At 71.3% G+C, this 24779-nt stretch carries 14 protein-coding genes; 4 read left to right on the top strand and 10 right to left on the bottom strand.

Annotated elements, in window-relative coordinates; translation table 11 throughout:
• Positions 1–40 precede the first annotated feature (40 nt).
• From AC0682_RS03485 to AC0682_RS03475, 3 genes are all read right to left on the bottom strand, one after another.
• Positions 41–10690 (bottom strand): LamG-like jellyroll fold domain-containing protein, encoded by a 10650-nt coding sequence (locus AC0682_RS03485; RefSeq protein ID WP_478530729.1) that lies wholly within the window; start codon positions 10688–10690, stop codon positions 41–43.
• Positions 10691–10822: 132 nt separating this feature from the next.
• Positions 10823–11404, bottom strand: coding sequence for a BMP family ABC transporter substrate-binding protein (locus AC0682_RS03480; protein WP_478530728.1), 582 nt, complete (start codon positions 11402–11404; stop codon positions 10823–10825).
• A 540-nt stretch (positions 11405–11944) separates the two neighbouring features.
• Positions 11945–12694, bottom strand: a complete 750-nt coding sequence (locus AC0682_RS03475; protein ID WP_478530727.1) for an N-acetyltransferase — start codon at positions 12692–12694, stop codon at positions 11945–11947.
• A 187-nt stretch (positions 12695–12881) separates the two neighbouring features.
• Here AC0682_RS03475 and AC0682_RS03470 point away from each other — a divergent pair, with 187 nt between their 5' ends.
• Positions 12882–13538, top strand: coding sequence for a hypothetical protein (locus AC0682_RS03470; RefSeq protein WP_478530726.1), 657 nt, complete (start codon positions 12882–12884; stop codon positions 13536–13538).
• Between the two features lie 64 nt (positions 13539–13602).
• On the opposite strand, the gene AC0682_RS03465 is transcribed toward AC0682_RS03470, so the two are convergent.
• The 4 genes from AC0682_RS03465 to AC0682_RS03450 all read right to left on the bottom strand — a co-directional run bounded on the left by AC0682_RS03465 (position 13603) and on the right by AC0682_RS03450 (position 16683).
• Positions 13603–14364: an HNH endonuclease family protein gene (locus tag AC0682_RS03465; protein ID WP_478530725.1), complete on the bottom strand. Its 762-nt coding sequence runs from the start codon at positions 14362–14364 to the stop codon at positions 13603–13605.
• Positions 14365–14445: 81 nt separating this feature from the next.
• A complete protein-coding gene (locus tag AC0682_RS03460) occupies positions 14446–15057 on the bottom strand; it encodes a MepB family protein (protein WP_478530724.1) in 612 nt (203 codons plus the stop codon).
• A gap of 307 nt (positions 15058–15364) precedes the next feature.
• The gene (locus tag AC0682_RS03455) at positions 15365–16150 is read right to left on the bottom strand and encodes a GntR family transcriptional regulator (RefSeq protein WP_478530723.1); all 786 of its coding nucleotides are present in this window, start codon (positions 16148–16150) and stop codon (positions 15365–15367) included.
• Entirely contained in the window at positions 16147–16683 is a 537-nt protein-coding gene (locus tag AC0682_RS03450) for a GntR family transcriptional regulator (RefSeq protein WP_478530722.1), read from the bottom strand. The genes AC0682_RS03455 and AC0682_RS03450 overlap by 4 nt, the downstream gene beginning before the upstream one ends.
• Before the next feature lie 140 nt (positions 16684–16823).
• Between AC0682_RS03450 and AC0682_RS03445 the strand changes: the two genes are divergently transcribed.
• Positions 16824–17216 carry an ATP-binding protein gene (locus AC0682_RS03445; RefSeq protein ID WP_478530721.1) on the top strand — a complete coding sequence of 131 codons (393 nt, stop codon included), beginning with the start codon at positions 16824–16826 and terminating at the stop codon, positions 17214–17216.
• A 44-nt stretch (positions 17217–17260) separates the two neighbouring features.
• Here the strand turns inward: AC0682_RS03445 and mfd are convergent, their stop codons facing one another.
• Positions 17261–20794, bottom strand: coding sequence for a transcription-repair coupling factor (gene mfd, locus AC0682_RS03440; RefSeq protein ID WP_478530720.1), 3534 nt, complete (start codon positions 20792–20794; stop codon positions 17261–17263).
• 664 nt (positions 20795–21458) lie between these two features.
• Here mfd and AC0682_RS03435 point away from each other — a divergent pair.
• On the top strand, positions 21459–22454 hold the full coding sequence (locus tag AC0682_RS03435; RefSeq protein ID WP_478530719.1) for a helix-turn-helix transcriptional regulator: 996 nt from the start codon (positions 21459–21461) through the stop codon (positions 22452–22454).
• A gap of 156 nt (positions 22455–22610) precedes the next feature.
• Here the strand turns inward: AC0682_RS03435 and AC0682_RS03430 are convergent, their stop codons facing one another.
• Complete coding sequence (locus AC0682_RS03430; protein WP_478530718.1) at positions 22611–22871, bottom strand: hypothetical protein; 261 nt, start codon at positions 22869–22871, stop codon at positions 22611–22613.
• A complete protein-coding gene (locus AC0682_RS03425; RefSeq protein ID WP_478530717.1) occupies positions 22868–24388 on the bottom strand; it encodes an amidohydrolase in 1521 nt (506 codons plus the stop codon). Before AC0682_RS03425 ends, AC0682_RS03430 begins: the two co-directional genes overlap by 4 nt.
• A gap of 183 nt (positions 24389–24571) precedes the next feature.
• Between AC0682_RS03425 and AC0682_RS03420 the strand changes: the two genes are divergently transcribed.
• Entirely contained in the window at positions 24572–24748 is a 177-nt protein-coding gene (locus AC0682_RS03420; RefSeq protein WP_478530716.1) for a thiazolylpeptide-type bacteriocin, read from the top strand.
• Positions 24749–24779 lie beyond the last annotated feature (31 nt).

Raw genomic sequence — 24779 nt, 5'->3', positions numbered from 1 at the left:
GCGACAATCAAGTCGCTGCACCAGTTAACCAATAGAGCTACTAATTCCACCCCGAGTCAGGGAAATGGGGTGCACTGAAGCGTTGAATCTTCGTGTAATGCGTGGACGTCCAGCCGTATACCTTGACGCCGTTCGGCAGCTCCTTTTCCAGGATTCTGTCAGTTTCAGGCCTACCCGGGACGCGGTACTCCTTAGAACCTGCCCACCGCGGGTGTTCACGTCCCCCGTACGTATCGTGCGAAGGAATCCGCCCTGCCCTCACATCGTCGTAGGCCGAAGCGATCTTATTGTTCATCCCCCTGGGCAGGGGATCCGACAACCTCCCAGTGGGGCAGCCGTTGTTGTTGTGAACGAGAACCGACGTCTCGCCCGCCAGCACATGGTACGTGTGCAGCCCCTCGACGCTCAGGTCGTACGTCGTCCGTTCGGCCGTGTACGCGGTGACGTCGAGGATGCGGGCCGGTTCGCCCTTGCCGTCCTGGAGTTCCTGGCCGGGCTTGAGGTCGCCGGCCTGGGTCCAGGAGTTGCGGGTGATCTCGTAGAACTGGTGGTGCTTGGTCGTCTCGATCGTCTTGGGACCGGCGTCCGTCTTCACGACGACATCGACGTAGTCCCGGTCGGTCTTGGTGACGATCACTTCCTTGACCTTGTGCTTCTCCTTCTCCTTCTTGCCCGGCTCCGCCGTCAGGACCTGGTCCCCGGCCTTCACCTCGGAGATCGGCTTCACCGTGCCGTTCGCCATCAGAACGCCGGTCAGGCCGGTGAAGCTGTGCGGGGTCTTCCCTCCGACCCGGCAGCCGCCCGGGCGGGGAGAGGCCGGCTGGGAGTTCGCCTGGGGCTGCGGGTCCGCCTTCGGGCCGAAGCGGCTGGCCGCCGCGCCGCCGACGCCGCCCGTCGCCGCGCCCACCACCATCGACGTGGCTGCGCCGCTCGCCGTGCAGTTGCGCTGGGCCGCGCAGGAGATGCCGTAGCCCACGACACCCTCGGCCCCGCCGCCCGCAGCGCCCATCGCCGCGCCCGTGGCCGTACGGCCGCCGACACCCGCCAGGAGGCGACTGACCGCGCCGACCGCAACGCCGCCCGCAGCACCGCCCAGGGCGCCGGTCAGGGCGCCCACACCGACCGCGGCGGCGAAGCCGCCCAGTGTCTTCGGGCCGTCGCTCATCGCGTAGCCGACCGCGTTCGCCGCGGCGCCCGCGAGCATTCCGCAGCCGATCACCCCGACGCCGCCGGTGGCGGCCGTGCAGCCCGCGAAGACCGCCACGCCCACGGCGACCGACACGATCGTGCCCGCGTGCTGCTTGACGAAGTTCGCCGACGCCTTGGCCGCCTTCTTGACGGCCTTGCCGACCTTCTTCGCCTGCTTCACGACCTTCTTCGCCGCGTGTTTGACGACCTTGGCCGCCGCCTTCGCCTTCGCCTTGACGGTCTTGGTGACCTTATGGGCGACCTTCTTGACGGCCTTGTACGTGCGTTTGACGTATTTCTTGGCCTTGACCACCTTGTCGGAGACGTAGTGGACGGCCTTGCGGACCACCCGCTTCGCCTTCTTGACGACCTTCTTGACGACCTTCTTGACCTTCTTCGCGGCCTTCTTGGTGACCTTCGCGACCTTCTTGACCGTCGCCTTGGTCTTCTTCCAGGCCGTCTTGGTGACCTTCTTGACCTTCTTGGTGACCTTCTTGACGGCCTTGTCGACGAACTTCGGCCAGTGGCCGGTCGGGTCGGTCGCGGTCAGCGGGTTCTGGTCCGCGTACGCGTACCGGTTGGCGCTCACCGAATTGGGCAGCGGATTCAGCGAGACCGTGTCCCGGCTGTTGAACTGGCCCGTCTCCGGTGAGTACCAGCGCGCGGCCATGTTGACCTTGGCGGTCGCCGGGTCCGTCCAGCCCGACTGGTAGCCGAGCTGACCGACCATGGTCTGCGACGCCAGGACCTTGCCGAACGGGGAGTAGCTCGTCGAGCCGGCCAGTGCCTCACCGGACTCCGTGAACTGCCCGATCACGTCGTCGTGCAGGTCGGTCAGGACCAGTACCGCCGACAGCGCCGACTTCATGCCCAGCGCCGAGCCGTCCGCGTTGCGGCTGTAGGTGGTGTAGCCGTCCGAGGCGACGTCGTTGCCCGCGCCGCTGTAGGCGAAGTCCGACTGCCCGCCGTCCTCGTCCCGGGCCGTGAGCACCCGGTCCAAGCCGTCGTACGTGTACTTCCGGTTGCCTTCCTCGATGACCCGGTTGAAGGCGTCCGCCCTGATCGACGTCTGCTGCCCGGCCTCGTCGGTGAGCACGCTCAGCGTGCCGCGGGCCGTGTACCGGTAGGTGTTGTGGCCGTCCGAGGTGAGGCGGTTGCGGGCGTCGTAGGTGTAGGTGTCACCGGCGACCCGGGTGCGGTTGCCGGACGCGTCGTAGCCGTACTGCTCGGTGACCGAGCCGTTGCTCCAGGACGTGATCCGGTTCGCGCGGTCGTAGGTGTAGGTGTTCGACGAGGCTCCCGCCACGCCGGTGGTGGTCTTGGAGATCTCGTTGCCGTTGGCGTCGTAGCCGTAGGTGACCGAGGCCAGCAGCTTGCCGCTCGGCGAGGTCAGCCGGTCGGAGGTGAGGCGCTCCAGGGAGTCGTAGGAGAAGGTCCGCCGGGACTTGCCCTGCCCGTAGTCCACCGACGTCACGTTGCTGTTGACGTCGTAGCCGTAGGTCATGGACGTGCCGGTCGAGGCGTCCTTGGCCGTCTTGAGCCGGCCGGCCGTGTCGTAGCCGTAGGTGGAGGTTCCGGAGGCGTCGGTGCGTGAGGTGATCGCTCCGTCTTCGTTGTAGCTGAAGGAGGAGTCACCGGAGGGTCCCTTGGCGCTGAGCAGGAGGCCGCGGTCGTCGTACGTGAAGGTGTTGCGGTCCTCGTCCAGGCCGGCGACGGAGGTGACCCGGCCGTCGGAGTCGTAGGTGTAGCTGTGGTCGACGGTCGCCGCCTCGGCGCCCCTGCCGGTCTGCTTGGTGATCCGTCCCTTGCTGTCGTAGGTGTTGTCGATGACCACGTTGCCGGGCGAGCGGGACTGGCTGGGCCGCCCGGCGCCGTCGTAGACCATCGTGAAGGTGCGGTCCGCCGGGTCCGGGTGGGCCGGGGTGGCGGGCTCGATCTCCGATTCGGGCAGGCCCCAGGTGTTGTACGTGGTGATGAAGGGGTTGCCGCGGCCGTCGGTGAAGCGCGTGCGGTTGCCCGCCGCGTCGTAGCCGAAGGTCGTGGTGATCGATTCGGTGTCGGAGACCGGCTGGACGGCCTTGGTGATCTGGCCGGTCGCGTCGGTCGTGAGGGTGACGGTGTTGCCCAGGTAGTCCGTGATCGTACGGGGGTTGCCCGCCCGGTCGTAGGTCGCGCGGCTGGTGCGGATCCCCGCCCCGTCCGCGGCCAGGTCGCTGGTGGCGGTCAGCTGGCCGAACCCGTCGTAGGTGTTGCGGGTGCTGGTGCCGTCCGGACCGGTGGACGTCAGCAGCCGGCCGTCCATGTCGTAGGTGAAGCGGGAGACGTTCCCGGCGCTGTCGGTGACCGAGGTCGTCTCGCCCAGGGCGTCGTACGTGTACGACTCGCTGGCCCCCGTGGGGCTCACGGACCTGGAGAGCTCGCCGCCCGGAGCGTTGTACTCGTTGATCGCCGTGATCGCCCGCTGGGTGGGCTGGCGCACGATGTCGGTGCTGGTCAGCGGGCGCCCGAGGTAGTCCCAGGTGGTCTCCTCACGGGCGCCGCCGGGCCGGGTCGCCGACAGCTGGTCACCGTTGGGGGTGTACGCGAAGCGGGTGGTGCCACCGCCCGGTTCGGTGACCGAGGCGAGGTCCCCGAGCTGCGTGTAGGTGTAGGTGGTGCGGTTGCCCAGGGGGTCCACTTCCGCGGTGACCTGGCCGAGCCTGTTGTACTCGTTCCAGGAGGTCGCGGTGATGGGGGTGCCCCCGCCGGGCGGGGTGTACGCGGGGAACGTCGTCGAGGACTCCTGGCCCTCGGCGTCGTAGGCCGTCACCACGACGTTGCCCAGCGGGTCGGAGGTCTCCGTCGGCTCGCCGTAGGTGTTGTAACCGGTCATCGAGACGGGCCGGATGGTGACCGGGGCCCCGCCGTTCTGCTCGGTCTGGACCGCCGGTTCGGTGACCGTGGTCTGCTGGCCGGCCTCGTCGTACCCGTAGTCGGTGGTGTCACCGTTGGGGTCGGTGGAGGAGACCGGCAGTCCGCGCTGGTCGAGCTTCCAGGTGACGGTGCGCACCTGGCTGCCCGCGGCGGGCAGGGTGCCTCCGCGCACGGCGGAGACCTGGGCGGCGGTCAGTGCCTCGCTGTAGACCTGGACGTCGGAGAGCGCGCCCAGGTGGTTCTCCCTGTACCCGCCGTTGTACCAGAGGCGCCCGATCTGGAGCGGCCCGTTGGCGTCCCAGGGAGCGTTGAAGGCGGCCGGGGTGCCGACGGCCGTGCCGTTGACGTACAGCCGGAGCTGGCCGGCCTCCTTGTCGTAGACACCGGCGAGGTGGGTCCAGGTGCCGGTGCTGACCGCGGCGGTGCCGGAGCTGGCGCGGGCGATCACCGGGCCGGTGGTGTCGGTGGCGTGGCGGTTGAAGGTCCAGCCGTAGGCCGTGGAGTAGTAGAGCTGGAAGCCGCTCGCCTTCGTGCCGTTCTGGGCCACGAAGGTCCTGTTGGCCGCGGTGGAGTCCAGCTTGACCCAGGCGGAGACGGTGAGGCTGCCGGTGGTGTTGAGCACCGGTGCGTCCGTCGTGCCGTAGGCGTTGGCCGTGCCGTCGAAGACGGCCGAGCCGCCGCGCTCGGTGGAGCGGGTGACCCCGCTGCCGAAGGACGCGTCACGGGTACCGCCGGAGGAGTCCTTGGCGGCCGTGCCCTGGGTCTCGTTCAGCTTCCAGCGTCCGACCGGGGCGGTGGTGCCGTCGTGCACGGTGTTGCCGGTGACGTTGCCGAGGTTGTCGTAGGTGGTGTCGGTGGTCTTGGTCCGGCCGGTCGCCGGGTCGAAGTCGCTCTCGGTGACGACATTGTCGTCGGGGTCGTAGGAGACGGTGGTGGCGCGGGCCAGACCGCCGGGATCCAGCACGCTGGAGGTGACCCGGTCGGCCGCGTCCACGGTGAACGTGGTCGTGGTCCGGCCGTCGTTGGTCACCTGCTTGATCAGGTTGCCGACCGCGTCGTAGGTGTTGGCCTGTTCCGTGAACGAGGCGCCGGTCTGCGGGTCCTTGCGGACCACGGTGGCCGAGAGCCCGTCGTCGGTGTAGGTGTAGGCGGTCACCCAGCCCATCGCGTCGGTGAGCGAGGCGAGGCGGCCCGCCGGGTCGTAGGCGCGGGACTCCTGGACGAGCGTGGTGGGTGCGGTCGGGTTGGCGGGGTCGCCCGTGTAGTTGAGCAGGTTGGTGGTGAGGGGGCGGCCCTCGGCGTCGAAGGTGTAGGTGTTGACGTTGCCTTCGGCGTCGGTCTCGCGGACCTTGTTCCCGTAGACGTCGTACGCGAAGGTCGTGGTGGCACCGCCGGGGTCGGTACGGCTGGCCATCCGGTTGTGCGCGTCGTACGTCACCTTGGTGGTGCGCGGCGCGTCACCGCCGGTGACGTCGGAGACGGTCTGCTCCAGGACGTTGCCGTCGGCGTCGTAGACCGTGGTGGTCCGCGCGGTGTGGACCGCGCCGGTGACCCGGTTGGTGACGGCGGGGCTGGTCTCGGTGACGACCTGGTCGTTCTTGTCGTAGGTGTAGCGGGTGGTCAGGCCGGCCGGGGAGCCGTCGGATATCTCCGTGCTCGCCGTCTGGCGGCCGAGGGCGTCGTAGACCTGCTTCAGCCTGGCGCCGTTGGCGTCCGTGGTCTCGGCGAGATCGCCGTTCTTGTTGTAGGTGTACGTGGTCCTCTTGCCGCCCGGGGTCACCACCTCGGCGACCAGCCCCGCGGGGGCGGTTCCCCCGTCGGCCGCCGGCGTGGAGGCGGTGGTGTACGTGGTCGTGGCGGTACGGCCCTGCGGGAAGCCCGGCACCGGCGGGCTCGTCACCGAGGTGAGATTGCCACCGGCGTCATAGGTGTAGCTGGTGAGGTAGGTGTTGTCGGTGGGCCCGGAGGAGCGGCCGTCGCGCTCGGTGAGCAACAGGTCGTTGCGCGGGTCCATCGGCGGGAAGGCCGTGGTCGCGTCCGGGTAGTAGGTGTAGTACTCGGTGGCGCACTTGTTCTTGGCCGTGTCCTGGCAGGTGGTCGTGGAGACCGTGTTGCCGCGGACGTCGTGGCCGGTGATGCTGCGGTTGCCGTTGGCGTCGGTGACCGTGCGCAGGAAGCCGCCGGTGTCGTATCCGTACGTCGTGCGCTTGCCGTTGGTGTCGATGGCGGCGAGCAGGCGGTTGCCCATCTCGGCGTCGTACACGTAGGTCAGGGTCTTGTCGGTGGGGTCGGTCAGCTTGACCGTGCGGACCGGGGCGATGCCGGAGGACGCCTTGTACGCCGACCAGTGGCGCTCGACGTCGTCGGCGCTGAGCGGGGCGGAGTAGACCGAGACGTCCGCCATCGCACCGGTGAAGTAGCTGACGTCGCCGGGCGAGTTGAACCAGGACTTGGCGAAGCCCGCGCCGAGGAAGGTCCGGGTGTTGGACTGGTCCTTGGCGGCGCCGGTGAAGTCGGCCTGCTTGACGCCGTCGACGTAGAGGGTCTGCTGGTTGCCGCTCGCGGAGAGCACCGCGTGGTGCCACTTGTTGTCGTTGACCGCGGCCTTCGAGCCGAAGTCGACGCCGCCGGAGCCGGAGACGCTCCACCAGTGGCCGCGCAGCTTTCCGTCGCTGCCCACGTACAGGGTCGGTGTCCAGGTGCCGCCGACGCCGGCCGGGTCGTTGGGGGCGCGGTTCTGGTCGGCCATCAGGACACCGGGCTTGCTGGTCTTGAACCACAGTTCGACCGCGCGGTCCTGCTTGCCGTGCCAGGGGCCGAAGGGGATCTCCGCGAAGGAGGAGGTGCCGTTGAACGTGACCGCTGTCGAGTCACCGGCGCCGAAGGGCCCGGTGGTGCCCTGGGTGACGCTGTTGTAGGTACCGAACCCGGTGTGGATCTCGTTGGCGGCCTCGGGAGCGCCCTGGGTGTCGTTGAGGCGCCAGTAGCCGGTGGGCGCCGAACCCATCACGGCGGAGCGGTAGACCTGGGAGGAGCCGGTGACGGTGGCGGGGTTGAGCTTCCAGGTGCCGCCGTCGCTGTCCGTGGCGTCGAGGACCAGGTCGTCGGTGGTGCCGTAGGTGACCGACGACTGGATCCTGCCGCCCGGCGAGGTGATCTTGTTGAGGAGTCCGGCGGGCCGTGTGGCGGCCTGGTACTGGGCGGTGATGACCGACGGCTGGAGTGCGTCGGAGTAGATGGCGACCTCGGCGAGCTGGCCGGTGAAGTGGCCGAGCTTGTCGTTCGGGTTCATGCTGGGCCAGCCGTCGGTGTTCACGCCGGCGCCGAGCGAGATGTAGGGCTGCTCCCAGTCGTTGATGGTGCCGGCCAGGGTGCCCTGGCTGACGCCGTCGAGGTACAGGGTCTGGGTGTTGGCCGCGCCGGTGAGGACCGCCTGGTGCCACTTGCCGTCGGTGACGGTGGCGCTGGAGGTGATGGTGCTCATGCAGCCGGGGGACATGGCCAGGCAGCCGCGCAGCTTGCCGTCCATGCCGACGTAGACCGCGGGGGTGTTCTTGGTGGTGGTGCCGACCGGGTCGGTGCCGCTGAGCGGCTTGTCACCGTAGTAGAAGAGGACACCGCCCGCCTTGGTGGTCTTGAACCACAGGGAGACGGACGCGTACGTGGGGGTGGCGCCGGGGGCGCTGGGCATCTCCACGTAGGAGGTCGTGCCGTTGAAGGTGGCGGCCTTCTGGGTGGAGCCCGCCAGCGGTCCCGCGGCGCCCAGGGTCACATTGCGGAACTGGCCGTTGTACTTGCCCTGGTTGAGGTCGACGGAGTCCTTGGCGCCGGTCTCCCCGGCGGCTTCGCCGAGCCGCCAGTAGGCGTACGGGGAGGCGTCGAGGACGGTGGTGCGGTAGTGGTTGCCCGTGGTGTAGCCGTAGGTGGTGCACTTGGTGGCGTCGGCGGGCGGGCAGACCTTGGTGAGCCGGTCGCCGTCGTATCCGTAGGTCCAGATCTGGGCGGAGCCCGCGTCACCGGGAGTGGCCGGGTCCGTGGTCACGGTGGAGACGTGCGGGGCGGTCGCCCCGGCGGGTGTGACCCAGGCGAAGGACAGGGACCGGCCTGACGTCACGTTGGTGACCTTGGAGAGCCGGCCGGAGGTGTAGGTGAAGGTCTCCGAGCGGCCCGCGTAGTCCTTGATGCCGGATATCGCGAAGGAACCGGCCTGACCGGTGGCCTGCTGGAAGGCGTAGGTGGTGAAGTCCTTGTCGGTCAGCGTGTAGCCGCCGCCGCTGGTGGCCGCGGCGAGCCGGGCGTAGCGGCCCATCGGCGGGACGAAGGTGCCGTCGCTGTTGCGGCCGAAGGCGACCTGCTCACCGCCGGGGTAGGTGATGACGACGCTGGAGATCGCGCCGGTGCCGTCCTTGACCTCGACGGCCTTCATGTCCATGGCGGTGGACCAGCCGGCGCCGAAGGCGCCGTCGCTGCGGGGGTCACGGCTGTTGTACGCGCGCTCGACGGACAGCGAGGGGCCGACGACCTCCACCTCGGCGTCGGTGTCGGTGGTGGTGTAGTTGCCGTCGCTGGGGTCGAACTCATGTCCGTCGGTGTTCTGGGCAAGGCCCGAGGTGACCGGCGGCTGGGGGACGGCGGTGGAGAAGCTGCTGGCCGAGTACATCACCGAGTCGTAGCCGTCGGAGACGCTGACGAACCACTGGTAGTTCTTGCTCCACTTGAGCTTGCCCGCGGGGACCTTCCAGCTGCCCTTGTTGATCACGCCGGAGGTGGCGACGGGGGTTTCGCTGGTGCTGTCGGCGTCGTACACCTCGAAGGCGTAACTCAGCTTGGGCATCGGCCAGTTGTCGGCGTCGCTGGCGTAGACGAACAGCTCGGGGCGCAGCGTGGGCGCCTGGTAGTTCTCCGGCGGGTACTGGGCGTTGACCTGCGGCTTCTTGTTGGCCGTGTAGGTGAGGTCCAGCGCCGGGCGGAAGGCGGCCTTGGAGGCGTTGGAGGAGTGGAACTTCTTCCAGTGCAGACCGTCGTTGACCGGAGCGGTGACGGCGAGCCCGCGGTTGGCGCTGCCGGTGGCGACCGCGTCGAACCAGGCGGTGGAGAGCTTGACCGGCATCGGCACGCCGACGCTGGTGCTGCCGCTGGTGTTGGAGCAGGAGGCGCCGGGGGCGACGGTGGCGGTGCCGATGGCCGACGCGTAGGACGGACCGGGGTAGGTGGTGACTCCGGCCGGCGTCCAGGACTGGGTGATCGGGTGCACGGAGAACGGCTTGGCCGTACAGGTCGAGGACCACAGGGCGTGCAGGTTGAGGGTGGCGGCGGTGACCCGCTGCCCCTTGAGGGTGGTGCCCAGGGAGGAGAACTGGAGGAAGGACAGGGCCCGGTTGGTGCCGGAGTCGTACGACCCGACCTTGATCTGGTCCTCGGTGGAGTGGTTCCCGGGGAAGGTGTTCTGGGCGTAGGTGGAGTTGCTCGCCGCGATGGTCGGGTCGACGGTGACGGGGTAGACGCGGGCGGGATCGTCGAGCCACGCGCGGTCGGCGGTCATCCGCAGGGCGGGCTTGCCGTCGACGGTGGTGATCTCGTAGTCCACGGCCCGCGAGAGCGTCGGGTCGCCCGACCGCTCGTCGATCTTGGCGTCGGTCATGAAGGCGTGCGGGATGGTCGCGGTGACCTCTCCGCCGGCATCCGTGAACTCCACGTCCCCGTCGGCGGTGATGCGCGGGGTCAGGCCCTTGAGGTCGAGGGGGAACACCCAGGAGTTGGCGGCGTCCTTGGAATGCAGGACGAGGTGTTCCTTGAAGCCCTCGGCGAGCGGGGCGAGCATCAGGTCGGTGCCGGGCAGGGCGTCCGGGTAGGTGACCGTGCCGTCGTCGTTGACGACCGGGGACGCCGCCCGGGCGCCCTGCAGCGCGTAGGCGAGGGAGCGGCCGGCGCCGAAGTCGACCGAGACGAGCGCCTGGTCGGCGGCGTCCGGAGCGAATCCGACCTTCAGGGAGTTGGCGGTCTGCTCCAGCCGGCCGTCCTCGGCCTCGGTGAGCGTCGTGTCGATCGGCTTCCAGGTGCCGTCCTGCGCACGGAAGTTGGCGCGGCCCGGATAGTGGCGGACCGTGGTGGAGCCGTCGGCGTTGACGAAGTGGTCCGTGGTCTCCGTGGACTTCGCGGCGTCCCGCTCGCTGGTCTTCTCGTCGAAGCTCTCGTCGGTGCCGGTGGCCGGTTCGGTCGTCGCCTTCTCGGTGTCCGGCGTCGGCCGCTCGTACGGGTCGAGTTCGCCGCGGCCCTTGCCGGGCTTGCGGCCTGCGCCGCCCTCGGCCGAGGTGGCGGCGGTGGAGGCGGCGTGGCTCTTGCCGCGAGCGGTTCCCCCTTGCTGTTCGGGAACGTCCAGCGGGGAGGTGCCCGCCCACTTCCAGAGCCCGGCCAGGGACATCTGGGGCATGGAGAGCCGGGGCAGCGTGGCCCCGGTGGCAGCGGCCGTCTCCGTGGTGATGGTCAGGGAGAAGACGACGAGGACGAACAGGGCTGTCCGTCTGAGCCGCCCGCGCCCTCGCGGGCCGGACGGGAAGAGTCGAGCCGGTCGTACCCATCGAGAACGCATCTGCGCTGCCCTCTACTTATGCTCCGCTTACAAAACCTCCATAAGATTGCACGAGTTGCGAACGAAAGAAACACATTTTCGATCGCCAATTCAGTGACTGTGATCACTCCGTGACGGGCCAACGCGTCTCAACTACGCGCCCGTAGGGAGATCTTTCCGGATGATTCCGGCAATCCGCTCCTCCAGCCCGTTGCCGGTCTCCACGACGACCGTCACGTTCTCCGGAGTGCCGTGCCCCTCTTTCCCGTCGGCCGTGGCCGCATCGCCGCCGGAGACGACGACGAAGCGGATCGCCCGGTGGCCACCCGCCTCCTTGCGCACCGCCTCCACCTGGCTCTCGCCCACGGCCACCACCACGGCGCACTTGCGCTGAAGCAGCGAATTCAGGTGCGGCAGGGCGTTCTGCACCGACTGCTCGCCCATGACGGGGACGTAGCTCACGCGGGTACGGGTCTCCAGGGACGCCTTCTGCATCCCCGCCCACACCGGCGCAGCGGGCGTCCCGGCGACGATGCCCTGCTCCCCGGTCAGAAGGCAGGAGTTGACATCCCGGTACTCACGGGCACGCGTATCCGGCGGACCGGACTGCTCGCCCGGGAAGAGGAGGACACCCGCGACGACGGCCAGCGCCACGACCACCGTCCCGCCCGCCACCCAGCGGCCCCGCCGGGAGCGCACCGCACTCCACGCCGCGGCGAGGGCCCGGCGCACCACCAGGGACACCCTGCGGGCCGCGCCGGGACGGCTCTTCGCCGGGCGGTTCCTCCACGTGCGTCGCGTACGCGGTGGCTTCGACGTCTGCGGCGTTTCGTGGGTACGTGAGGTCTTCACTGGGGGTCTCTCTCGGGCTGGACGGCCCTACGGGCCAGGTGGGCGACGGAAACGCTCGTACGGTACCGCCCTGCCGGCGCCGGGCCTCCCCCGGAGGCCGGGCGAGGCCGGGGCGGCCCGGAGCCACGCGGCGGGCCCGGAGCCACGCGGCGGGCCCGTCCGCGACGTGGTGGGCCCGGAGCCACGCGGCGGGCCCGGGACGACGCGGCGGGCCCGTCCGCGACGAGCGGACCCCGCCGCGCCCGCTCCGGTGGGCCGGGGAGGACCGCGACGGTGCCGGACGACGGGTTGCCCGTGACCGCCGGGTGCCGTGGCCGTCGATGACGAGAAGGGCGGGAGGGTGCGGTACGGGCGGACGCGGGTGCCGGCAGGGCGGTCGGGCACGGGAGCCGCGCACGGCCCCCGAAGGAGCGCCGTCGCCCGTCACACCCGGTGCCGTACCCAGACGTTGGGCTCGGTGTAGACCGCGTACCCGTGCGCGGGCGAGCAGTGCACCGGGACCAGCGCGCCCGGCACCTCCACCGGGCCCTCGGTGTCGAACGGCAGCCCGGTCCAGGAGCGCCACTGCTCCAGCGTCCCGCTCACCGTCATCGAGACCGGGGCCACCGAGTCGAGGACCCCGCCCGCCCGCACGTGGACCCGCAGCCACGGGTCCTCGGGGAGCCCGTCCTCGGGGCGGGTGAGCCGGGCGTACTCCTCCATCGGCAGTGCGGGCCGCAGGTGCTTGCCGCTCGGCCGTACCGGGGCGACGACCTCACCGAAGCCGCGCCGCCCCGCGTTCTCCCGCATCGCGGCCAGCATCCGGCCCGAGATCCCCTTGCCCTGGTGACCGGTGGCGACGGTGATCTCGATCGCGCTGACGGTGTCGGGGGTCCGCCCCCGCCGCAGGTCCGAGAAGGCCCACAGCAGCACCCGGTCCCAGCCGCCGACGGGGAGCCTCCCGCGCCCGGGGGCGTTCAGTTCGAAGGGGACGCTGTAGGCGCGGGCGACCACGCCGCCGTCCGGGCCGGTGGCGACCAGGACGAACTCCGGGAACTCGACGGCGATCCGGGGGTAGTTGGCCCAGCCGACGAGGTCCTCCAGGACGAACTCCGGCCAGGTGTCCGGCATCCGCCCGAGCGCCTCCGCGAGTTCGGGGCGTTCGGCGAGCGTGGTGATGTGCAGGTCGTTCATGCGGCCGACCGTAGACGCACCTCACCGCCTTGACCAGGCATTTTCCGCGTGCCGGTGCCGACGGGACGGACGTCGGGCGGCGGTACGCCGAGGCCGTCCGCCGCGGAACCGTGAGGTGTGCATGCCGCGTCCCCACCCGTGACTTCGTACGTCGCAGCCGCGTCCGATCCCGATGAGGAGCAGCACCATGACCCAGCCAGGCAGTACTCCGCCCCGCCCCAGGAGAGGTGCCGGATGTCTGCAGAGCCTCGTGGTGCTCGCGGTGATCCTCGGCCTGGCCTACGGTGCGTCCAAGGTCTTCGGCGACAAGGACTCGTCGTCCGCGCCGTCCTCGTCCTCCTCCGCCTCGGACGGCAAGGGAGGCTCCTGGGAGGTCGGTGACTGCGGCGGGCCGGACCCGGAGAACAAGCCGGGCGGCTACCGGGCGTTCGACTGCGACGACGAGGGGGCGACCTTCAAGGCGCTGGAGATCAAGAGCGCGAGCATCCTGCCGAACGCGATCCAGTGCCCGGCCGGTACGGACCTGATCATCCAGGTCTCGCGGGTCTTCGGCTCCGGCGACGACAAGAAGAGCAGCGGCATCCCCACCAACACCGTCTGCGGCCGGAACCTCTCCGACGACCACCCCGAGGACGCGGGCGCCGGCGGCGGCCAGCTGGTGAAGGGCGACTGCATCACGCCGACGGCCAAGGAGATCGCCTGCGCCGAGGCGGGGTCCGACGCCTTGAAGGTCCTCGACCTGGTGAAGGAGAAGGAGGAGTGCCCGGCGGCCACGACGGAGCCGATGCAGCTGATGATGGCGATGGGCCGCCCGTACGACGTGATCTGCGGCGGGAAGGTCTAGGCGGTCGCCCGGTGGGCCGCGGACCACGGCCGCGCCCGGCCCGCGGCCCACCGCGCAGACGGACTCATCCCCCGCACTGGGCGAGCATGGCCCGCTTGTCCGGCACGGTGACGGGGAGTTCGTACTTCAGCGCGACCTGGGCGAACCGCACCGCGTACGAGCAGCGGACCGGCTTGTACGGCGGCAGCCAGGAGGCCGGTCCGGAGTCGCCCTTGGCGTTGTTGGCCGGGCCGTCGACCGGCAGGAGGTTGAGCGGGTCGTTGGCGATCCGCTGCCGCTTGGCCGCGCTCCAGCGGGCGGCGCCCATCTGCCAGTTGTACGACAACGGCACCACATGGTCGATCTGCACCCGGTCCGCCTGCCGCTTGCGCCAGTCGAGGGTCTCGCCCGTGTAGGGGTCCTTGAGCTTCATCGCGACGACGACGCAGCGGGAGCCCGAGCGGTGCTCGATGTCCTGGCCGTCGCGGGCGAGGAGGTCGTTGCGGGTGTCACAGCCGTTCCGGGCGAACGGAATGCCATCGACCTCGTCCTTCCACGCCGGACCGAACGCGCCCCGCTCGTACCCGGTCCTCGGGCCGCGCCCCTGGGTGGCAACCCTCTCGATGACCGCCCGCGCGGCGGCCCGCTCCCCGTCCGACACGATGGGCGCGAGCCCCGGCCCCGTCCCGTCGGGATTGCCCAGCGGACTGACCCCGAACCCGTCGACGGACGCCCCACTACCGATCCCGCCCGCGCGCTCGTCGGGGCCGCACCCGGCCAGGGCGAGCGCGGTGAGGGCGCCCAGGGCGGACGAGGCCACTGCCCGGGACGTACGGGGAGATGTCACGTGAAGCCGTCCTGGCGGGGCGGGAGTGGGACGCCGAGCATCCTAGACGAGTCATTCCGCATGATCAGTGGCCGTGGGCGATCAGCGATCGTGTGCCGGGCCGGCCGGTCCTGTGGTCGTGCCAGCGCCGGCCTGCGGGTGGTAGAGCTCTTGAGCGCGGGTCAGGTCGACCGGGCCGCCCTCGTGCAGGTGCAGGAAGAAGCCCAGCTGCCACGCCTGCGCACTGCCGGCCTGGCGGTTGGTGGTGGTCGCCCAGGGCGGGTAGACACGGAAGGCCCGTTTCCCAACGGAACCGCCTGCTGATACGACACCGTGTCGACGGAGCGCGTCGGTGGGGAAGACGAACTGGCCGAAGTGGTGACGGTCGCGGGTGCTGATGACAAAGAGGTCGACGGGGTCCGTGGCGTCGAAGGGCTGGATAGGACCGGCCGGGGACCTCTTCCAGACGGTGACGAACTGGCCGACCTTGGTGGGGGTCGTCTTGGCTGCGCGGAACCGGATGAAGAGGCCGTCAAGTGTGAACTCGTGGGCGGCGTAAGCGGCACCCTCGGCTTCGGGCACTGGCTGCGAGCAGGTGAATCCACAGGGGTCGTAGACGAGCGCCTTCGCCGCAATGAGATCTTCGTGGGCCGGGGCGGTGTCCCCCCACGGTCTAGGGTGGAGATCGGATGAGTACTCGCGGTTCGTCGCCATTCGCCCACCCTGCCACGGGCGCTTGGTCTCGGTCGGCTCCACTTGGGGGGACGTCGCTCCCGTCGGGCCCATCCGCATGCTGACGGCGTGTCCGAGAACGCGGACAGGGCGTCCGAGATCGCTATGCCATACGGCTGCCGGCCGTCGACACGGACTTCTGGTTCGGCAACCACTGGACCACCGACCCCACCCCGGTGGAATGCGGCCGTTCGCGCCCGACGGTGAAGCGCTCGGACGTAGCTCCTGTCCCGAGGGGTGCGCGCCCATGGGCGGCTCGCGGCCGGACGGCGGCTCCGCGCCCGTGGGTTCAGCCGGATTCCGGGGTGAACTCGTACTGCACCTCGTACAGATGCCCCGCCTTGACCATCACCGTGGCCTCGATGGGCCGGTCGTGGTCGCTGAACACCACGCGCAGGGTGCGCAGGACCGGCAGGTCGCCGGGGAGGCGGAGGAGGCGGTACTGGTCCTGGGTGGCGACCCGCGCCGAGACCCGGTCCACGCTGAGGCGGGGCGGGTGCCCCAGGGAGGCCAGGAGGGTGGGCGTGCCTCCCCGGATCCGGCGACGCTCGGTGATGGCGGTGCCTTCGGCGATGTCCAGCGGGTAGTAGGACGACACGAGTTCGGCGGGCTCGTCGTCAATGGACAGCAGTTGGCGGCGGAGGATGGCCGTACCGCCCTGCCGGAGCCCGAGCGCGTCGGCCACATCCGCCGGAGGGGCCGCCTCGGTGACGTCCAGCAGCGTGCTGTGGGCACGTGCGCCGGAGTTCGCCGCTTCGGTCAGCCAGCGGTAGGGCTCGCCCGATGGTGACGGTGCCATGTACGCGGCGGGCCGTATCGTGCGCTGGCGGTGTTCGCGTACGGTCACCGACGCGCCTGCCCGTCCGACCACCAACCGCTCGCTCTTGAGGCGCTGCACAGCCTTCTGGACCGTGGCGTTCGCAGCGCCGAACCTCTCCTTCAGCTGGGCGGTGGAGGGAAGACTGTCCCCCGGAGCCAGCTCCCCGGACATGATGTCGTCCCGCAGATCGGCCGCGATCCGCTCGTGCAGAGGGCGGCCGTCCGCCTCTTCTGTCTCCGGTCCGCGCACCGTCATCCGATCCTGATCTCGTACCGCAGTCGCTGACCCCAGGGAGGCATGACCATCACGTCGGCCTGGATCGGCCGGTCGGTCGCGTCCAGGGTGAGCCGGGTCAATTCGAGGACCGGCTCGCCGTCCTTCAGCGACAGGGCCGCCCGCTCACTCTCGGACGGCATGCGGGCCACCACATCCTCCTGTGCCCGGGTGCCGACGTGACCGAGTTCGGCAAGCAGGGCGAGGGCTCCGCCACGGATCTTCGCCGTGCCCGCCAGCCCTGTGCCCCGGGCGATCCCCACGGGGTAGTAGGTGTCGGTCAACTCGCAGGGCTCACCGTCGAGATACATGATCCGGCGCCGCTCGACGACCTGCCCGCCCCGCTCCACGCCGAGCAGGTCGGCCACCCGGTCCGGGACGGCCACTTCACCGGCGCGCACCACCTTCTGCGTACCCCGCCGCCCTGCTGCCGCCGCCTCGGCTCCCCAGGCATCGCCCGGGGTGGACGGCGCCAGGTAGCGAGTGGACGCACTGACCATCTCGCCGTCACCCATGGCTTCTCCTTCGCCGTTCGGACCGTGCCGCTGCACACGGTAGGCGACTCCGTCGAACACCCCAAAGAGTACCTTGCTAGCTTTCGCGAATAGCAGTACGGTCCTCTCGTTGCCATCCACGAGCAAGGCGGTGAACCACCGTGTCCCTGTCTCAGTTACGGCTCTTTCCCCGACGGCGCACCTCTGTCCGCGCCTCCCGCGATTTCGTCGTCGACGCCCTCACGGAGTGGCAGCTCACCGCCCTGATCGACGACATACAGCTCTGCGTCTCCGAGCTGGCCACCAACGCCCTGCTCCACGGCGCCCCACCGGGACGGGAATTCGCCGTTCGGCTCGACCTGACGGACGACTTCCTACGGCTGGAGGTCCGCGACAGCGGCGACGGCCGACCGGTGATCCAGGACGCCGACGAGGGCAGTTGTTCTGGGCGCGGCCTGTTCCTCGTCAGTGAACTCGCCTCGGACTTCGGCATCGACCACCACAGCGTGGGCAAGACGGTCTGGGCCGCGTTCAAGCGGCCCGCAGCGCCCTAGCCGACCCGGCGCACCGTACAGAAACGCCCCGTGCCCCGCCGGCCCTACGACCCCAGGATCGTCGCCAGGAACTCGCCCGTCCACGACAGCAGTTCGCGGCCCACCACCGGCTTGCCGCCGATCTTGCCCGTCGTCGGGCGCGGGACCAGGATCTGGTGGGCGGCCGGCTTGATGACCGTCTTCGGGTGGAGGCGCTTGAGGCGGAGTTCCTGGGACTCGCGCAACTCCACGGGGGCGAAGCGGATGTTGGAGCCCTGGAGGACGATCTCGCCCACTCCGCAGGCGCGGGCCAGCATGCGCAGGCCGGCGACCAGGAGGAGGTTCTCGACCGGTTCGGGCAGGGGGCCGTAGCGGTCGGTGAGTTCTTCGCGGACCGCTCGGATGTCGTCCTCGGAGTTGGCCTGGGCGATCGCGCGGTAGGCCTGGAGGCGGAGGCGCTCGCCGGGGGCGTAGTCGTGCGGGACGTGCGCGTCGACCGGGAGCTCGATCTTGACCTCCAGCGGGGGCTCCTCCTCCACGGCGCCCTCCATCTGGGCCCGGTAGTCGGCCACCGCCTCGCCGACCATGCGGATGTACAGGTCGAAGCCGACGCCCGCGATGTGGCCGGACTGCTCACCGCCCAGCAGGTTGCCCGCGCCCCGGATCTCCAGGTCCTTCATCGCCACGTACATGCCCGCGCCCATCTCCGTGTGCTGGGCGATGGTCGCCAGGCGCTCGTGGGCGGTCTCCGTCAGGGGCTTCTCGGGCGGGTAGAGGAAGTAGGCGTAGCCTCGGTCCCGGCCTCGGCCCACCCGGCCGCGCAGCTGGTGGAGTTGGGAGAGGCCGAAGTTGTCGCCGCGCTCCACGATCAGGGTGTTGGCGTTGGAGATGTCGATGCCGGACTCGACGATCGTCGTGGAGACCAGGACGTCGAACTTCTTCTCCCAGAAGTCCACCACCACCTGTTCCAGGGCCTGTTCGGACATCTGCCCGTGGGCTGTCGCGATCCGCGCCTCGGGGACGATCTCGCGCAGGCGGGCGGCGGCCCGGTCGATGGACTCGACCCGGTTGTGGATGTAGAACGCCTGGCCCTCGCGCAGGAGTTCACGGCGGATCGCCGCGCCGATCTGCTTCTCCTCGTACGGGCCGACGAAGGTGAGCACCGGGTGGCGCTCCTCCGGCGGGGTGGTGATCGTGGACATCTCGCGGATGCCGGTGACCGCCATTTCGAGCGTACGGGGGATGGGCGTCGCGGACATGGTGAGCACGTCCACGTTGGCGCGGAGCTTCTTCAGCTGCTCCTTGTGCTCGACGCCGAACCGCTGCTCCTCGTCCACGATGACCAGGCCGAGGTCCTTGAACTTCGTCTCGGAGGAGAAGAGGCGGTGGGTGCCGATGACCAGGTCGACCGAGCCGTCCCTCAGGCCTTCGAGCGTCGCCTTGGACTCCGTCTCCGACTGGAAACGGCTCAGGGCGCGGACGTTGACCGGGAACTGGGCGTAGCGCTCGGTGAACGTGCCGTAGTGCTGCTGGACCAGGAGCGTGGTGGGGACGAGCACCGCCACCTGCTTGCCGTCCTGGACCGCCTTGAACGCCGCCCGGACCGCGATCTCCGTCTTGCCGTAGCCGACGTCACCGCAGATCAGCCGGTCCATCGGGACCGTCTTCTCCATGTCCTCCTTGACCTCGGCGATGGTGGAGAGCTGGTCGGGCGTCTCCGCGTACGGGAACGCGTCCTCCAGCTCCCGCTGCCAGGGGGTGTCCGGGGCGAAGGAGTGGCCGGGGGCCGCCATCCGGGCCGAGTACAGCTTGATCAGGTCGGCGGCGATCTCCTTGACCGCCTTCTTCGCCCGCTGCTTCGTCTTCGTCCAGTCGGCGCCGCCGAGCCGGTGCAGGGTCGGGGCCTCGCCGCCCACGTACTTGGTGACCTGCTCCAGCTGGTCGGTCGGGATGTAGAGCCGGTCGCCGGGCTGGCCGCGCTTGGCCGGGGCGTACTCGACCAGCAGGTATTCGCGGGTCGCGCCCTGGACCGTGCGCTGCACCATCTCCACGTACCGGCCCACACCGTGCTGCTCGTGGACGATGTAGTCGCCCGCCTCCAGCGTCAGCGGGTCGATCGTCTTCCGCCGCCGGGCCGGCATCCGGCCCAGGTCCTTGGTGGCCGTGCGCTGGCCCGTCAGGTCGGTCTCGGTGAGCACCGCCAGCTTCAGCGCCGGGTCCACGAACCCCTGGTCGAGCGCGCCGCAGGAGACATGGACCACGGACGGGGCGATCTCGGCCAGGTCCGGGACGAAGCGGGCCGCGATGCCCTCGCCGCCGAGCACCTCGACCGTACGGGAGGCGAGCCCCTGGCCCTCCGTCACGTACACCGTGCGCCAGCCCTCGGCCAGCCACCCCTTGGTGTCGGCCAGCGCGCGGGCGGTGTCCCCCCAGTACGCCTCGGGAGCGTGCATCGACAGCTTGAGGGTGTCCTCGTCCAGCTCGGCGTCCTCCGCCGCGAACGGGGAGGTCGACCACCACAGCATCCCCAGCTCACGGGCCCGGTCCCGGACGTCCGCGATGCTCCGCAGCGAGGCCGCGCCCACGTCGATCGGGGCCTCGCCGCCGCCCGCGCTCGCCGCCCACGACGCCGTCAGGAACTCCTGGCTCGTCGCCACCAGGTCCGCCGCCCGCGTCCGCACCCGCTCCGGGTCGCAGACCAGCGCCATCGCACCCTTCGGCAGCACGTCGAGCAGCAGCTCCATGTCGTCCACCAGCACCGGGGCCAGCGACTCCATGCCCTCGACGGCGATGCCCTCCGCGATCTTGCCCAGCAGCTCGCCCAGCTCCGGGTGGGCCTCGGCGAGGGCGGCGGCCCGCTCCCGTACCTCGTCGGTCAGCAGCAGCTCACGGCAGGGCGGCGCCCACAGTCCGTGCGCGGCGACCTCCAGCGACCGCTGGTCGGCGATCTTGAAGTACCGGATCTCCTCCACGTCGTCGCCCCAGAACTCCACCCGAAGGGGGTGCTCCTCGGTCGGCGGGAAGACGTCCAGGATCCCGCCCCGTACGGCGAACTCGCCCCGCTTCTCCACCAGCTCCACCCGCGCGTACGCGGCGGCCGCCAGCGCCTCCACCACCTCGCCCAGGTCCGCGCTCTGCCCGCTGGTGAGCGAGACCGGCTCCAGCTCCCCCAGCCCCTTGACCTGCGGCTGGAGCACGGACCGGATCGGCGCGACGACGACGGAGACCGGGCCCGTCTCCGGGTCGTCCTCGCGCGGGTGCGCCAGCCGCCGCAGCACGGCCAGGCGGCGGCCCACGGTGTCCGAGCGCGGCGAGAGGCGCTCGTGCGGCAGGGTCTCCCAGGACGGGAACTCCGCCACCGTGTCCGGCGGCAGCAGTGTCCGCAGGGCGGCGGCCAGGTCCTCGGCCTCCCGGCCGGTCGCGGTGACGGCCAGCACGGTCCGGCCGGTCTGCCGGGCCAGCGCGGCCACCGCGAAGGGCCGGGCGCCGGGCGGACCCACCAGGTCGACATGCGTACGGTGGCCGTCGGTGGCGGCCTTGACCGCCTCGGCGATCGCCGGGTCCGTCACGACGACATCCAGCAGACCGTGCAGGCTCATAAGGGCATCCGTCCGGGTCATGAGGTGTTCAGGTGTGGGCGCGGCAGCCGGCTGCCGCGGCCGGGGGCAACGCGAAGAGCCCGACACGTGGGACGAGCCGGGGGTTCCAGACTACGACCCGGTAGTGACAGTCGCTCCCGCACACCGGAGGGTGGCCGATATGCGGGCATGCCGGGACGGTGGTGCGGGGGCATGCCGGACCGTGCGCGGGAGGCGTGGCGGGACGGTCGTGTGGGGATTCTCCGGGCCCCACGGGTGCCAGGTCCCCACGGGTGCCAGGCGCTGTTCCCGTACGCGGGGGTTCAGCCGTGGGCGGGGCGGCGGTCGGCCGTGGGCGGGGGCGGTCGGCCCTGGGGCCGACGCGAGGCCGTCCGTCGGTACCGGCGGCGCCTGTCCCCCTCCGTCCGTCGCTCCACGGGCACCGCTCGTCGCCGGTCGCCCACCGTTCATCTCCGTACGGCACACAGTTCCGTCCGGGGCCCTCACAGGAATGATCCCAGCGTCTAGTCTGTGGCCGACCATGGCACGAACGGTTTCCGAGGGATCCACCGGCGCACGAACAGTTCCACCGGCCGCCACGGCGGGCGGCGACCGGCACCGCGGGGCGGTCCCCCGCGGTGCACGGACTCAAGCGGACACCAGGTATCGGGTATCGGGGGCGTACGTGGGCGAGAACGAGATGGCGGTCTTCGGAGTCTCCGACGCCGAGGAGGAGATCTACCGCCACTTCCTGCGCAACCCCTCCACCACCGCCGACGACCTCCACCTCCTCCTGCACACCGAGCCCGGCCAGGCCCGCGCCCGGATCGACCGGCTGCGGGAGCTGGGGTTGCTGCGCGTGGAGGACGACGGCCGCCGGATCGCCCCCGAGGACCCCGAGACCGCCTTGTCCCGCCTGATCGACCTGCGGCTCCACGCACTCCACCAGGAGCTCCAGCGCGTCACCCGGTCGCGGCACGTCATTGACGGTCTACGCGCGGAGCAGGGGGCCCGTACGCCGCCTCCGCAGGGCATCGAGCAGTTGGAGGGACTGGCCCAGATCCGCAACCGGATCGACGACCTCGCCTTCTTCGCCCGGGACGAGATCCTCTCCGTGGAGCCGTACACCCGGCTCTCCCCGGAGAACATCGCCCGCTCCAGACCGCTGGACCTGCGCTGTCTGAGACGGGGCGTCAAGATCCGCAACGTCGTCTCCGCCGTCGCCCTCCAGGACCCGCCCACCGCCGCCTACCTGCGGGAGCTGTCCGACCACGGGGCGTCGATCCGAGTCACCGCCGACACCGCCGAACGGCTCCTCGTCTACGACCGCCGGGCCGCCCTCGTCCCGCTGGACCCCCGCGACACATCGCGGGGCGCCCTGCTCGCCCACCGCAGCGGCCTCGTCTCCAACATCATCGCGCTCTTCGAACGGATCTGGGACCAGGCCGAGGAGCTGCCCGCGGCCGGCGGCGGGAACGGGCCGTCCCGCGACGGGCTCTCCACCATGGAGCGGCGGGTCCTCGTGGCGATGTGCACGGTCGGCAAGGACGAGGCCGGGGCCCGGGAGCTGGGCGTGTCCGTGAGGACCTACCGGCGCCATGTCGCCGAGCTGATGCAGACCCTCGGCGCAGCCAGCCGCGCCCAGGCCGCGCTGCTCGCCCGCGAGCGGGGCTGGATCTGACCGTCCGGGCGCGCACGGTCCCGGGCGTCCGGGGCACGGCTTTCCGGGGCGTTCGAGGGGCCCGGCCCCGCGCGTCCGGGGCACGGTCCCGGGCAATCGGATCGGGGGCCGTGGGGGAGGTGCGTCGTCAACCCCTCCGTCCAGCCCCGCAGGCGCTCAGTCCCCCTCCGTCCAGCCCCGCAGCGCCGTGTCCGCCAGGACGCAGGAGACCGCCCTCCGCACCGCCGGGGCGTCCGTCGCCCCCGCCAACTCGACCCGCAGCACCACCCTGTCCTGGCCCACCTCCGGGTGGCAGGACCAGTGGCCGGGGAGCAGCCCCAGGAGCCGTACGACGGTGGTCCAGCCGCTCGGGGCGGCCCGGTCGCGGCGTACCAGGACGACGTGGGCGACCCCGCCCCGGCCCCGCGCGGGCGTCATGAGCCCGCCTCCCGGGCGCGGGCCGGGTGCGCGGCCCGTGCCGTGGGCCGTACGGGGCCCTGTGCGGCCCGCCCGCCGCCGTCCGGCCCCGGGTCCAGTACCTGCCGGGCCGCCGTCGCCAGCGCCGTGATGCCGGCCGGGAGGGCCGTGGACACGTCGGGGGCGAAGCCGGGGGCGTGGTTCGGGGGCACGGGGGCGCCCCCGGAGCGGGCCGCGCGCCACTGCCGTACGCCGGTGGTGCCGAGCAGCCAGTACGCCGTCGCCACCCCGCCCGCAGCGAAGTGCGGGAAGTCCTCGGTGGCCGTCGCGGGGGCGGCGTCCAGGACCCGGCCCACACCGAACGCCCTCTCGTGGGCGTGGCGGACCGTCGCCGTGAGCGCCGGGTCGGGGAGCAGAGCGGGTGAGCGGGCCGTCACCGTGAGGTCCGGGTCGCGCGGGGCACCCGACGCGGCGGCCTGGGCCCGTACGACACGGGTCGCGGCGGCCAGCAGGCGGTCGAGGGCCGAATCGGTGAACGCCCTTGCGGTGAGCGAGAGTTCGGCGCGGTCCGGAGTGACGTTTCCGCGCTCCCCGGCCCGCACCGAGCCCACGGTGAGCACGGCCTGTTCGGCGGGGGCGGTCGCGTGGGCCACCACCGGCTGGAGCCCGAGCACGGTGGCGGCGGCCATCAGGACCGGGTCGACGGTGAGGTGCGGGGTCGCCGCGTGGCCGCCCCTGCCGTGCAGCGTGATGTCGGCCGCGACACTGCCCGCCATGAGGGGTGCCCCGGCCGGAGCGTGGGCGAGGGTCCCGGCGGGGAGCGGGGCGGCGTGCTGGGCGAGGGCCGCGTCCGGGGTGCCGAACCGCTCGTACAGCCGCCCGTCCGCCAGCATCGACCGGGCCCCGCTCAGCGTCTCCTCGGCGGGCTGGCCCACCACGAGCAGGGTGCCGCGCCAGCTCTCCCGGTCGGCGGCGAGGAGGGCCACCGCCCCGGTGAGGGCCGCGATGTGCAGGTCGTGGCCGCAGGCGTGCATGACCCCGGGGGTGGTGCTCGCGTACGGCAGTCCGGTGGCCTCGGTGACGGGGAGCGCGTCGAGTTCGGTGCGCAGGAGCACGGTGGGGCCGGGGCCGTTGCGCAGGACCCCGACGAGCCCGTGGCCGCCGCCGACGGCCCGGGTGACCGTGCAGCCGTGTTCGGCCAGCCGGGCGGCGAGGGCGCCTGCGGTGCGGTGCTCGTGGCCGGAGAGTTCGGGGTGGGCGTGCAGGTCGAGGTAGAGCGCCAGGGCGGCGCGGAGCAGGGGGCGGGGCGGGGGCGTGCCTCCGGCCCCCGCTCGCCCGTCGTCGTAGGCGTCCGCCCCCGCACAACCGTCGCCGTACGCGTCCGCCCCCGCGCACCCGTCGCCGCCCCCGGGTCCGTCGTCCCTCGTGCCGTCGTCCGCGCGCGCCTCGTCGCCCGGGCCCGCTCCCGCCCGCCCGCCGCCGTCCGCGCCGTTCGTGTTCTTCGCCGCTCTCGCCGCTGCGACCACTTCGCACCTCATCTCTGCTCAACGAGCCTGATCCGTCGGGCTGTCAGAGCCCCCGCCGTCCCGCTGTCATCGGGTGCCAGCGAAGTGACAGCGAAAGCGCGGCCGATCTGACAGCGGCCACCCCTCCAATGGATCCAGGACGGGGACACCGGGCCGGAGCCGCCGGCCGGTCCCCACGAGACCAGGGAGAACACCATGGCCCCCAAGACCGAGCTGACCACCCTCGCCGACGAGATCCTGGAGCTGGAGTCGGAGACCTTCGAGATCTCGGACTACTCCGACGCGGCGGAGGTCGTCCTCGCCGGTTGCACGTCCACCTCCTCCACCTCCACCTGCTCCAGCACCACCAGCACCACCTCCTGCAGCGCCTGACGCCCTCCCCCCGGCGCGCGTACGCCGGCCC

The sequence above is a fragment of the Streptomyces sp. NPDC043746 genome (genome assembly GCF_056436485.1).
The sequence above is the reverse complement of the archived record's forward strand: the minus strand, read 5'-3'. Positions and strand labels throughout refer to the sequence as shown.